This is a genomic window from Halomonas sp. SL18_1, from assembly GCF_055755715.1.
Map to the genome: position 1 here is coordinate 3,569,073 of NZ_JBVTRK010000001.1, position 12,165 is coordinate 3,581,237.

Annotated in this window: 13 protein-coding genes; 2 read left to right on the forward strand and 11 right to left on the reverse strand. The window is 66.7% G+C overall.

Annotated features, from left to right (window positions below):
* Positions 1-100 precede the first annotated feature (100 nt).
* Together ACSJDS_RS18150 and ACSJDS_RS18155 are read left to right on the forward strand one after the other, a co-directional pair.
* Positions 101-403, forward strand: a complete 303-nt coding sequence (locus ACSJDS_RS18150; RefSeq protein WP_473034449.1) for a ribbon-helix-helix protein, CopG family — start codon at positions 101-103, stop codon at positions 401-403.
* Entirely contained in the window at positions 391-744 is a 354-nt protein-coding gene (locus tag ACSJDS_RS18155; RefSeq protein WP_473034450.1) for a type II toxin-antitoxin system PemK/MazF family toxin, read from the forward strand. Before ACSJDS_RS18150 ends, ACSJDS_RS18155 begins: the two co-directional genes overlap by 13 nt.
* Before the next feature lie 50 nt (positions 745-794).
* Here the strand turns inward: ACSJDS_RS18155 and csb2 (ACSJDS_RS18160) are convergent, their stop codons facing one another.
* The 11 genes from csb2 (ACSJDS_RS18160) to zwf all read right to left on the reverse strand — a co-directional run bounded on the left by csb2 (ACSJDS_RS18160) (position 795) and on the right by zwf (position 11,986).
* Complete coding sequence (gene csb2, locus ACSJDS_RS18160; RefSeq protein ID WP_473035071.1) at positions 795-1,253, reverse strand: type I-G CRISPR-associated protein Csb2; 459 nt, start codon at positions 1,251-1,253, stop codon at positions 795-797.
* Positions 1,145-2,314 (reverse strand): type I-G CRISPR-associated protein Csb2, encoded by a 1,170-nt coding sequence (csb2, locus tag ACSJDS_RS18165; RefSeq protein WP_473034451.1) that lies wholly within the window; start codon positions 2,312-2,314, stop codon positions 1,145-1,147. The genes csb2 (ACSJDS_RS18160) and csb2 (ACSJDS_RS18165) overlap by 109 nt, the downstream gene beginning before the upstream one ends.
* Positions 2,315-2,316: 2 nt before the next feature.
* Positions 2,317-3,276 (reverse strand): type I-G CRISPR-associated RAMP protein Csb1/Cas7g, encoded by a 960-nt coding sequence (gene cas7g, locus ACSJDS_RS18170; RefSeq protein WP_473034452.1) that lies wholly within the window; start codon positions 3,274-3,276, stop codon positions 2,317-2,319.
* Between the two features lie 12 nt (positions 3,277-3,288).
* Entirely contained in the window at positions 3,289-3,627 is a 339-nt protein-coding gene (locus ACSJDS_RS18175; protein ID WP_473034453.1) for a hypothetical protein, read from the reverse strand.
* Positions 3,573-5,474, reverse strand: a complete 1,902-nt coding sequence (gene cas8g1, locus ACSJDS_RS18180; RefSeq protein WP_473034454.1) for a type I-G CRISPR-associated protein Cas8g1/Csx17 — start codon at positions 5,472-5,474, stop codon at positions 3,573-3,575. The genes ACSJDS_RS18175 and cas8g1 overlap by 55 nt, the downstream gene beginning before the upstream one ends.
* A 23-nt stretch (positions 5,475-5,497) precedes the next feature.
* Complete coding sequence (gene cas3 / locus ACSJDS_RS18185) at positions 5,498-7,204, reverse strand: CRISPR-associated helicase Cas3' (protein WP_473034455.1); 1,707 nt, start codon at positions 7,202-7,204, stop codon at positions 5,498-5,500.
* 19 nt (positions 7,205-7,223) lie between these two features.
* Positions 7,224-7,907, reverse strand: coding sequence for a DEAD/DEAH box helicase (locus tag ACSJDS_RS18190; RefSeq protein ID WP_473034456.1), 684 nt, complete (start codon positions 7,905-7,907; stop codon positions 7,224-7,226).
* A 77-nt stretch (positions 7,908-7,984) separates the two neighbouring features.
* A complete protein-coding gene (locus tag ACSJDS_RS18195) occupies positions 7,985-8,941 on the reverse strand; it encodes a helix-turn-helix transcriptional regulator (protein ID WP_473034457.1) in 957 nt (318 codons plus the stop codon).
* Between the two features lie 179 nt (positions 8,942-9,120).
* Positions 9,121-9,783, reverse strand: a complete 663-nt coding sequence (locus ACSJDS_RS18200) for a bifunctional 4-hydroxy-2-oxoglutarate aldolase/2-dehydro-3-deoxy-phosphogluconate aldolase (RefSeq protein ID WP_473034458.1) — start codon at positions 9,781-9,783, stop codon at positions 9,121-9,123.
* Between the two features lie 33 nt (positions 9,784-9,816).
* On the reverse strand, positions 9,817-10,491 hold the full coding sequence (pgl, locus tag ACSJDS_RS18205) for a 6-phosphogluconolactonase (protein ID WP_473034459.1): 675 nt from the start codon (positions 10,489-10,491) through the stop codon (positions 9,817-9,819).
* Position 10,492: 1 nt separating this feature from the next.
* A complete protein-coding gene (gene zwf, locus ACSJDS_RS18210) occupies positions 10,493-11,986 on the reverse strand; it encodes a glucose-6-phosphate dehydrogenase (RefSeq protein WP_473034460.1) in 1,494 nt (497 codons plus the stop codon).
* Between the last annotated feature and the right edge of the window lie 179 nt (positions 11,987-12,165).

Below are 12,165 nucleotides of genomic sequence, written 5' to 3' on the forward strand. Positions count from 1 at the left end.
CCTCTGGCACACTTCATCCATGAATCATGCGAGATGGCGTTTTCATGTCGTGTCGTCCATATTGATACTTGTCATACGCAACGCATGACGAGGCGAAGTGATGTCGACTCTGAGCATTCGATTCCCCGAAGAGCTGGAGCGCAAGCTCGACGAAGAGGCCCGCCTGGCCCACAAAGGCCGCTCCGAACTGGTGCGTGAAGCGGTACAGGAGTACGTGCAGCGCCGCGAGAAGGAGCGCTTCATGCAGGGCATGGTGGTAGAGATGCGCGAATGGCAGGGCGATGAGACTACACTTCGGGAGTCTCGCGAATTGTCTGACACCATGCCGGACGATGATCTGGAGGCTCTGATTCGCACCGAACAGGACGCAGGAGCGAATTCCAACCAACGGTGGTGGAAGTGATACGGCGAGGTGAGATCTGGGTCGGCAACCTGAACCCCGCCCGTGGCAAGGAAGTCGGCAAGGTGCGACCGGTGCTGGTGATCCAGGCCGATGTGTTGATCGAGGCGGGCGCCGAAACGGTCATCGTGCTGCCGCTCACCACGCAATTCCGGCCAGGCTGGCGCCGGTTCCGTGTTCCCTTGCCCGCTCGCGATCGCCTGCTGGTGGATTCCTACGTCGTCATCGACAAGCCCCGGGCCCTGGATCCGTCCCGGCTTGGAGACGGGCCGCTGACCACCCTCACCGCGGAAGAGATGGCGGCCGTGGAGCAGTCGCTGCGTGGTGTGCTCGGGATGTTGTGACACGATTCTCTCTCCCTCGCCCTCTGCAGGCCTGTATCGGTTCCCTCTGCTCAACCAGCATCCGGGGCAAAGATTCCAAGCCCGAAGTGGCAGCCGAATCCCAGGGCCAGCGGCCCGGTCACCGGCTCGGGAAACGTCAGGCGACAGAACTGGCCACGGGTATCGGGCTGGGTGAGCCCACGACGATTGCGAAAGCGATGAAAGTGCACCGATCGCCTACGACTGTTCCCCACCGTCACTTCCGGGATCATAGCCACTTCGACGGGCTCCGGCAGGCCACGCTCGCGACACTCGCGCCGCAACTGTTCCGCTACGTCCAGCCGCTTCTTGCGATACCAGGGGTGCAGATAGGGCGTGATCGAGACCCACTCGGTGCCCGTTCCGCTGTAGCGAGACTGGTTCAGCTCCTCCGCAAGGCCGTAGCTCTCCAGGATGACCTGCCACTCGCCACCCTCCCGACTCCATAGCCGCGTGACCCCGTCCAGGGCCTGGAGGGCCTGGCGAGACAGTCCCCCGGCGCATGCACCAGGATGTGGTCGATGTGGCCATCACCGTCGACATCTTCGGGCAGGTAGAAGGCGTGCCCGTGGCGGTTGTCGGCGGGCATGGCGTGCCCCGACAGCTCCGTGGGCACTGCCGCCTCACCGACGCAGCGCTTGGCCTGGGACATGACCGCCATGCGCATCAGCTCGCCGATGCGCACGGCATCCTCCAGCCTGGGTAGCGGCTTGCCTGCCAAGGCGAAGCTGACCGTGGTGACCGGGTGCCGAGCCGTCGCCGACGGTTTCCTGGCTGCGGAGATCGGCGTGAAGCAGTCGTAGGGACGCTGATAGGTCACGAAGCGCGCGCCTGGCGGGCGACTCCACCCGGCCGCCTGAATGTCGGCGGTATCCAGGCGCAGGCTGTCCAGCAGCTGTTCTGGAAGGGTCTTGCGCAGCCTGGCCACGGCCTTGCCCTTGGCCTTGGGCGGAATCTCGGCCAGACGGGCCTGGCGCCAGTCGCGATACGCCGAACTCGTCAAGGGAACAATGAGTCGGATGGGGTCGGTGATCTCGCCGGTGTCGGCATCCACCGCGATCTCGGCGGGGCGGCAGTTGGGCTCACTCGACCAGTGCGACAACCGGCGCGCCTCCACCCAGCTCTCGGCACGCCCGAGGAATCCCATGTCCCGCAGCAGCACATCCAACAAGGGGGCCTGATCATCCGGTAGCGCCAGCTCGGGCCAGGCGATGATCACCTCCGAATCCGGTGCCAACCGCACGAAGGCATCGAAGATCAGAGTGCTCTTGTCCCTTCCACCCTCACGCACCGGCATGTAGTGGCGAGTATGGGCATGTACCGCCAGAGGCAAACGGTAGACCGGCAGCGAGCCGGAGAGGCTGTCGATGAGGCTTCGTAACAGCGCTTCGGGATGCTCCCGAGCGTCCACCTTGCGGTGCCAGGTGGCGATGAGTGCCCGCAGCACCCGCCAGGGTGATGGCGGCCACTCCACCTCGGCCTCGTTGACGTGCCGCCCCCAGGGGGTGGCATGGTAACGGCCGGCCGGGAAACGGAAAGCGATGGCTAGCATGGTTACTTCTTCCCGTAGGTGAGCTCGGTAACCCGCGCTTCGGTGAAACCGCCCTCGGCGGCCACGGCCTCGATCAAACCGGGCAGCGCCTCTTCCAACTCCACCAGCGAAGCCACCTGAAAGGCTTCGGGACGGGTGACCGTCAGCTCCACCAAGTCCAGGTCACAGGCCGTGCGCAGGCGCAGACCGGTCTCCAAGAAGCGACGGATCTTGTAGAGGGCCAGGGCGATCAGTAGCCGCTGCGCCGCCTCCCCGAGGCCAAAGGCGCGGATCTGGGCCAGGTCCAGGTTGAAGTAGGCGGTAATGCGCGGCGCCACGTATTCATCCCGGGCAAAGGGCACGTTGCCGAAGCCCTTGGCGGTGTCGCCGCGGGGATTGACCGCGTCATTCTTGACGCCGCCACTGGCCGCCACCTTGACGTCCTCGGCCTCGATGAAGGCCGACAGTACCCGTGGCAACCGCAGACGGCCGCCGGCCAGCTCTTTCTTGGCCAGGAAGACGCCATGGAGCAAGGCATTGGCATCCACCCTCAGCAGGGTGGCGGCGAGCTTGCGGATGTTCACCCTCCCTTCTTCCATGTCGGCCAGCTCATGCTTGAGCATCTCCAGTACGGTGGTGTCCTTGCCCTCCAGGATGTAGGGCGAGTTCAGGCGATGCGCCTCGAGGACCGAATTGGTCAGCGGTTGGCCATCAGTATCCAGCACCTTGACCAGCGGCAAGCCCCGCAAGGGTGGCTGCCAATCGTCGGCCACTTCGTCCCAACAGACCGCCTCCAGCCGGTTGGCCATGCTCTGGGCCGACTCCACCAGCAGCATGCGGCCCTCTCCTTGGGGGCTGGGATATTCGGCGGCCCCCAGGTCGGGAAAACCAGTGGGCTGAAAGCGACTGCCCTGGACGGGCCGGAGGCTGGCTTCGAGCAGCAGCCGTGGGCTTCCATTCAACGATTCAAGATTCAATGACATGGTGGCTTCTCCTTAGCGAGTGCTGCCTTCGGTGGTAGTTGGGGTGATAGTCACGGTGGTAGTCGCCGGCGAATGGACGCGACGCATCAGCCGTTTCAAGTCGCTATCGCTCAGCGGGACGAGCAGCGTCGCCAGCAATCGTCGGCCGGACAGGCTGCCCGTCTCGATGCGTACCAGCCCGATCGGGATGCCGGCCACCCGCAGCCGCCGCAGCGCGAGCTCGACGGCGCCATCGATTCGACCGGCGGCCAGGCGGCGCACCAGTTCGCCGGGCAGGTCGAGGGTTTCGCCATCCGCTAGCAGTCCGGTGCGCTGCAGCTGCGCATCGGTGCAGAAGAAGGGCTTGAGCACGGCAAGGACTGCGGGGAGCGGCCAGGGGATATCCCTGCCCGCATGGGATAGCCGGGGTATCCGCGCCAGGGCGATCCCAGGCAGCAGCGTCGCGATGCGGCCGGTATCCAGGCCCCGCCCAGCCAGGCGGCCAGATCGCCCAGCGGCGCGGGGCCATTGGTAAAGAGCGGCTTGTCGTCCAGCTGCTCCGCCGCGGCATCCAGCAGGCGGCGTTGCAGTACGGCCAGCAGGTTGCGCTCCAGGTCCGTGTTGCCCCAGACCACCCGGCGGTTCTCGCCCTCTACCCACCAGCGGTGGCGGCCATCCTGCCACGACGGTGCCAACTGGTCGGCCAGAGGCAGCCGATGCTGGCTGCCACCGTTAGGATACTGGCGCCTGCCATGCAGGCCGGCCAGGGCAATGGCGATGCGCAGCTCGGCGCTGTCGTCACCGGCCAGTGCCGTGCTGATCCACTCTTCGCTCAGCAGAGGTACCGGCCCGCACTGCTCCCGGGCGGAAGGGCTGCGCGCCAGGTAGCGTTGGATCTCCCCCAGGCAGACGAGAATTCGCTGTGCGTGCGGACTCGCGTCATCACGATGACAGGCCAGATCGAACAGCGCATCCTCCAGCCGCCGCACCAGCGAGGCCAACTGGTGGGTGGCATGGTCGCCGCGGCCCAGACGGCGGAAACGCTCCAGCCAACCGGCACTGTCGAGTTGGTCGATGAGATCCGCGTTGGGGTTGCGCTGAACGTGCACCCGGTTGAGCGGCGTCGCCAGATACGCCTTGCCGGAGCGCATCATGAAGGCGTAGCGCTGGAAGCTGCCGATACCCCGCTCCAGGCCGAGGTGCGCCACTGCCCGCATGAACTCGAGCCCATCTCGCACGGGACGCCGCCCCAAAGATACCCGTCCTTCCGACAGCAGCCCGCGCAGTTCCATAAGGCCAACGGGTGTCTCCCAGATGGGCAGCCACATCTCCGCCCGGGCCGGCTTTTCGTCGGCCAGCGCCGAGCCGCCCGATCCGCTGCCCGTGGGGTACACGGTGAAGGGATAGCTCAACGTGCCGGAGCCGGCCGACTCCAGGCGCCGGCTGGCCGCCGCCGCGAACAGCAGCGCCCCCTCGAGCATGAGTACGAAGTCCCAGGGATTGACGGTGGCGCTGCCCTCGAAGCCGGTGCTGGCATTGGGACCACCGCCAGGAGAGAACTGGCCAATGGCGCTGGAGGGCATCTCTGCCATGGGCTTGGCGAACAGGCTTTCCTCCAGCAGCGAGCCGGCCCGCCCGATTGCCTGGCCACTTTCCGGGTCGAACAGCTCCACTAGACGCTGCAGGAAGTTGTTGGTGAAATCCAGCCGACCATCGTTACCCCCAGTACCCAACAGCGGCGGATAGCGGGGCGCTTCCTCGGTGAGCAGCACGGCACCGTCCAGCCAGGCCAGAGCCACGTCCGGAAGCTCCGCGCGCAAGCGCATCAATAGCTGCCGCTTCTCCTCCCCCGCCGGCCGTTCACTGAGCCGCAGCTCCTCGATGATGAGCCGAGTCTGGGCGATGGTCTCTCGCAGATCGCGGAAACGCTCGGCCGATGCAGTACCCATGGGGCCGATGCCGGACTGGTTGTCCTTGGGATAGAAGCCGCTTCCCCCATTCCAGGGGGCGAGCACAGGCGTGGGCTGCCACGCCTCGAGCAGGAAGCGAGCGAGCACACCTGCGTCCAGCCTCGAGTCAATGACAAAGCGCTCCGCCTCCCAATACCCCCGCGCTTCAGGATCAGCCTGCTCGGCCACCAGCCGAAGCACCCCCAAGGCCTTGAGATAGCTAGCCAGCGGGGTGGGGCTGCACCCCTCCAGAACGACGGTATGTCGCATGTCGACGGCCTCCGCTCTCGTGTTCATGGCTGTGCCTCCCGCCGGCTGGCCCGCCAGTCGGCGATGCGTACCAGTGTCTCCAGCCAGCTGAGCCGGAAGGGTCCGTACTGGGCCAGCAAGCGCCGGGTGCGCTCGGCCCATGATGGCCCCTGCGGCCCCTCGCCCAGGCGCATCAGGTCCAGCCGCAACAGGGTCTCCGGCACCTCGTGCTCTCCCAGTTGAATGGCGGGCAGGGCATCACCCTCCCAGACGCCACGGGCAAACAGGCGCCCGTCGGGCGGAGCCTGCTCCGTAGGCAAGGCGCGAAGGCCCAGGCGCACCCGCCCATGGTGGGCGGCGATCAGGTAGGCGATCAGATCCTTCTCCGGCGACGCATCGCCATGAGCCAGCCAGGCGAGCATGGACACCAGTTCGTGGCGAAAGCCAGGGCGTGGCTGCGGCTGGCCCTTCTCGTCCGCCACCCGATACGTCATGCGACCGCGGCCATCCGACTTCGCCCAAGGCCCAGCCTGGCCCAGCCCTGCCCCAAGGGCCGTCTGGAAGGCCTCGTGGGCTTTACCGAGATCGTGCCAACGGCCGGCCTCGATGAGCGCCTGGGCATCCACGTCGGGGAGCCCAAGGCACTCGGCGATTTGCCGGGCATCCTCGGCCACGTCCCTCAGGTGCTCCACCAACCCCACCCAGCGCCCGATCTGCGTGGGCCGGTCGCTTCCGTAGCCTTCGGGAAAAGCCTCACCCGACAACACCGGTGCGACGCGGCCCTTCGCTCTGGGCACGAACCCCTGATCCCTCAGGTAGCCACCCTCGGCTGCGCGCAGCATCAGGGTTTGCCCCGGGCGCACCTGCTCGCGTCGAGCGGCCGTCCAACGCGCCGCCAGGCCATCCCAGACCCAGGCAGCCGTGGTACCGTTCGCCCCCAGATGCTCCTTGAGCTGCGTCTGCCCCACCGGGCAGAGCTCCTCCCGGGAAGGTGGTGCCAGCTCGGGGTCGGGTTGCGCATCCGCCGGGATATCACGCCAGAACACCTGACACTGGGGCGTGCCCGTGTCCCGGATATAGGGCGAGATGTCCACGTCGAAGCCGGAGAGATCGGGGTCCGTGTTGAAGAGTTCGAGGAAGTCGCGCCGCCGCAGCACCTGGTGCAAACCGGGGCCACCCTGAACGGCCGGAAGGTGCTCAGGCCCCGCCTGCTCCAAGCCCTGCAGCAGGGCGCGAGCCTCGGCGAGAGGCTCGGGCTCGTAGGGCTGGCACTCGTCGGCCTCATCGGCGATATCGATCCAGCGAATCTCCGCCCGACCATGCTCGCCGGCCCGGTTACAGCGGCCGAAGCGCTGCACCAGCGAGGCCCAGGGGGCGAGTTCGGTGAACAGCATCCGGCTGGAGATATCCACCCCGGCCTCCACCGCCTGGGTGGCGATGACGATACGCCCGGTAGCGCCAACAGGTTGCCGCAGCTTCTGCTCCAGCCCCCGCCGTTCCGCCGGCCGGAAGCGAGCATGCAGCAGCAACCGCTCGGCCTTCACGTCCAGCTTGCCCAATCGCTGGTAGAGCGCCTGGGCGCGATCGACACGGTTCAGGATGACCAGTGTCTGCTGGCCGGCCTGGTGGGCAGCGGCCACCTCGCTCGCCAGCGCCTGGATATAGGCCGCCGCCTTGGCCTTGCGGCTGTCGCCATCCAGGCATGCCTCGGCCCGTTGCAACACCTTGACCGCGCTGCGCCGACGGCGCACCGCCGCCTGGGCCAGATCCTCATCGTCCAGTCTGGCGACGCGTAGACCATCGAGGTAGGAGCGAAAATCGACGGTGCCCAGCCAGTCCGGCCGCAGGGTAGCGGAGACCCAAAGGCTGCGCGAGGACCGGCCCAGGGCGTGCGCCCGCCGGAAGGCCTCCAGCTGCGCGGTGGTCGCCAGGCCCGGACCCGATGAGCTGCACTTCGTCATACACCCAGAGGGCATCGTTGTGCAGCAGGGCATAGTGGACCGGCCACTGGTAGCGGCTCATGCCATAACCGCGCATCAGGGCGCGGGAGAGCAGCATGTCCTGGGTGCCGATCAGGATGCTCTCTTCCTCCGGATGGTGGGCCCACTCGGCCGTGCGAACATCGGCCTCGCCGCCCATCAGCACCTGCACCGAGACGCGGCCGTCACCCGGGTTTCCGAGCAGTGCCAACCGCTCCAGCCACTGCCGGATAACGTCAGCCGTCTGCTCCACCAGCACCCGCATGGGGAGACACCAGACTAGCCGCCGGGGCATGTCCGTCTCACCTAGCTCGCGACGACGGTAGAGCCAGGCCAGGGTCACCGCCGCGGTCTTGCCCAGCCCCGTGGGCACATCCAGCACCTCGGGCCAGTCCCCTTCCGCCAACCGCCGCTGGTAGGGATAGGGTGCCGGCAAGCCGGTTGCTGATGTAAAGAAGCTATCAAAGGACGTCATGATCGACCCTGTTACTTGGCATTATGAAACTTGATACCACCTCCACTGCCCCAGGGGCTGCACCAGTGGATGCATTATCAGTATTGGCTTGCCGCCGCCCTCAACCGCTGCGCCACGGCGTCGCGGATTTCGTCGGGCGCAACCGCCTCAACGTCCGGGCCGTAGCGGAGGATCTCCATCACCAGCTCGGTGGGGTCGGAGTAGGGAATCTGAAGCTCGTAGCGGCCATCGGACCAGTGGCCGACCTGATCGGGATGCCAGCGCTCCTCGGCGGCCCAGCGCGCCGCCTCGGGGGTGAAACGCAGCACCGCCCAGTCGCGGGCGGTGCCGGTGAAGATGCCGTAGCTGCCTTCCAGGATCCGGTCGATGTCGCATTCCGGGCGTGTTGCCGCGGCGTCGAGTAATTCCGGGCGACTGGCACGATCCAGGGAGAAGAGTCGGGGTTCACTCGCCTGCTCGCAGTCAGCCAGCAGGTACCAGTTGCCCCGGTGGTTGACCAGGCGCTGGGGATGAACGGTACGGCGACCGCGGCTATCGCGAGCCCGGCCATGGTAGTCGAAGGCTAGCCGGCGGCCGCTGAGCACCGCTTCGGCGATGCAGCCGAAGCCGTCGGTGTCGACCCGACGATGCCCTGTCGCCAAGATCCGGACTCGCTGTCCGATGGCCTCGGCTGACCGACCGCTCTGCCCCAGCAGCTTGCGCACTCGGGCCTTCAACGGGCCAATGAAGGGGCCCAGGAAGCCGGGCTGTACCGATTCCAGCAAGTGTTCAATGGCGAGCAGGGCGTAGAGTTCGGACTGATTCAGCCAGAAACCGGGGAGCTCGAAGGCTTCTGCATCGGGGTCATAGTGGTGGCCGTTGGCCTCGCGGTCATAGACGATGGGCGCGCCGAGGAAGTCGCGCAGGTAGGCCAGGTCGCGGGTCACAGTATTGCGGGAGGCTCCTAGCTCCTCCATCAGGCGGCGCATGGGTACCGGCCGGCGCGACCCTGTCAGTAGCTGATGGATGCGGACGATCCGCTCGAGCAGGTTCACGCGGCATCCCTTCCCCGTCAAGTTTGCTTTGTTTCAAGCAAAGCCCATGTCGCCAGCAGGCGTCAATCCCATCATGCCTCCCTGGCTTGAGCCCAATCAAAAAACCCGGCGATAGCCGGGGAAGACAGGACAGCGCTGAGCTGCCACGAGAGCACACGGGAAACCGATAGCGGACGATCTCAGTGGTGGAAGCGCTCTGCCGCCTCCTTGGCCAGCAGGCGGATGCCGTTCCAGTCCTCGGCCTCCACCAGCGACTTGGGGGTCAGCCAGGAGCCTCCTACGCACATCACGCTCTTCAGCGCCAGGTAGTCCTCGGCGTTGTCCAGGCTGATGCCGCCGGTGGGGCAGAAGCGCGCCTCGGGCATCGGGCCGGCGAAGGCCTTTAGGGCCTTGACGCCGCCGCTGGCCTCGGCGGGGAAGAACTTGAAGCGACGGTAGCCATACTGCCAGCCGGTCATTAGCTCGGAGATGGTGGCCACGCCGGGCAGCATGGGCACCGGGCTGGTCACGCCGTAGCGGTAGAGGGCCTCGGTGGTTCCCGGGGTGACCACGAAGTCCGCCCCCACCTGCTCGGCCTGACGGTACTGAGCGGGGGTCAGCACGGTGCCCACGCCGACGCTGGCCTGAGGCAGCGCCTCCTTGATGCGGCGAATGGCCTCCAGGGCACAGTCGGTGCGCAGCGTCACCTCCAGCACGCTAAGACCGCCCTCCACCAGGGCCTTGGCCAGCGGCACGGCCTCTTCGATGCGTGCGATGGCCAGCACGGGGATCACTTCCGCCTTGAGGCAGATGCTGTCGAGTTCGGTGGTGCGCGTGGACGGCAGCTGTTTTTCGATGGTCATGATTAGCACTCCAGAAAGTCGGACCGGCAGCGGTCAGGGGGCCCAGTAGACGGCCAGCGGACAGGAAAGAAAGGCGCGAATGGGCAGCTCGCGGATGTCGTCTCCGACGAGCGCGCGCCCCAGCACGGTGCGTTTGTCGTCGCCAGTGATATGCAGCAGGTGCCGACGCGCCTGGTGCAGCCGGTCGGCACTGAGGGTGATACGCGCCTGGGGCTGGCTCGGCGTGCGCACCGCCACCAGCGGTTCGGCGGTGGAGAGCGCCAGGTCGAGCTCGCGGCTGTCGGGGAACAGCGAGGCAGTGTGGCCGTCGCCACCCATGCCCAGGATCACCACGCTGGCGGGCCAGGCCAGCCCCGCCAGGCGTTCGGCGACCGCGGCCACCCCCTGCTCGGGGGTGGGGTCGGCGCTGGTCAGGGGCACGAAATTCGCCGCGGCGGCCGGGCCCTGCAGCAGGTGCTCACGGACCAGACGGGCATTGCTGTCGTCGGCATCCTCGGCCACCCAGCGCTCGTCGGCCAGGGTCACGTCGATGCGCGACCAGGGCAGCTCGCTCTGGGCCAGCGCCTGGAAGAAGGGCACCGGGGTCGAGCCGCCGGAGACCACCAGCAGGGCACGCGGCTGCTCGTCGAGGTCCTGGCGCAGCGCATCGGCGACGGCACCGGCCAGCTGACGGGCCAGCGTCTCACGGGGAGTGGCATCGTACGACATCTCAGTAATCCTCATACCAGCTACGACCGTCCTGGGTAATCATGGCGATGGACGCGACCGGCCCCCAGGAGCCGGCCGGATAGCGGCGCGGCGGTTCGTTGCGATCGTGCCAGGCGGCGATCAGGCTGTCGCACCAGCGCCAGGCGTATTCGACCTCGTCGCGGCGCACGAAGAGATACTGCTGGCCCTTCATCACCTCGAGCAGCAGCCGCTCGTAGGCGTCGGGAATCCGCGTCTTGGGGAAGGCGCTGCTGAAGTCCAGGTGCAGCGGCCCGGGGCGCAGCCGCATGCCCTTGTCCAGTCCGCTGTCCTTGGTCAGCACCTGCAGGGCGATGCCCTCCTCCGGCTGCAGGCGGATCACCAGCTTGTTGGCGGCCAGGCCGCGCTGGTCCGGATCGAAGATGTAGTGGGGCTGCTGGCGGAAGTGGATGACGATCTGCGAGAGCTTCTCGGGCATGCGCTTGCCGGTACGCAGGTAGAAGGGCACGCCGGCCCAGCGCCAGTTGGCCACCTCGGTCTTCATCGCCACGAAGGTCTCGGTGTGGCTGTCGAGGTTGGCGCCCTCCTCTTCCAGGTAGCCCGGCACGGCCTGTCCCTCGCTGGTGCCGGCGATGTACTGGCCACGCACCACGTCGCGCCCCAGCATATCGTCAGTGAACGGCTTGAGCGCCTTGAGCACCTTGACCTTTTCGTCGCGGATGGCGTCGGCATCCAGGTTGGCCGGCGGGTCCATGGCGATCAGGCAGACCAGCTGCAACAGGTGATTCTGCACCATGTCGCGCAGCTGACCGGCCTCGTCGAAGTAGCCCCAGCGGCCCTCGATGCCGACCTTCTCGGCCACGGTGATCTCCACGTGGGAGATGTGGTTCTGGTTCCACTGGGTGCCGAACAGGGGGTTGGCGAAGCGCAGGGCGATCAGGTTCTGCACCGTCTCCTTGCCCAGGTAGTGGTCGATACGGTAGATGCGCGACTCGGGAAAGACCTCGCCGATGGCGTCGTTGATGTCGGCCGAGGAGGCCAGGTCGTAGCCGATGGGTTTCTCGACCACCACCCGGGAGGTCTCATCGAGGCTGCCGCTGGCTGCCAGGTGGTGACAAATGGCGCCGTAGAGCTTCGCCGCCACCGACAGGTAGACCACCATGGGCCGTGGGGCGCCCTCGCGCCACTCGCGGATCGCCGCGTAGCCGTCGCCCCGGGTAAAATCGAGCTGCCGGTAATCCAGTCGGGACAGGAAACGCTTGAGCACGCCGCGGTCGAGCTCATCGGCCTTGACGTGGGTCTTCAGCGCCGCTTCCACCCGCGCCTTGAAGGTCTCCGCGTCGAGCTCCTGGCGCGCCAGGCCGAGCAGACGGGTATGGGAGTCGAGCAGGCCCTCGCGGTCGAGATGAAACAGCGCCGGAAACAGTTTGCGCTGCGCCAGGTCGCCGAGAGCCCCGAACAGCGCCAGGTCGATCTCGGTGCTGGCCTCCCGGCCGGTTCGGTTGAAATGACTCATGCCGCCCCCCTATTTAGTTAACTTACCAAAAAAATACCCCAACCATGCGAAAACCTTCAAGCAATATCTGTAACTTTACAACAAAAAGGCGCATCGGCGCGACCGGTTCGCACTCGAATGGCGCTTCGCGCTAGGATAGCCGCTTTGGTGTAGTTAAATCACCACATCGGGACCGCACC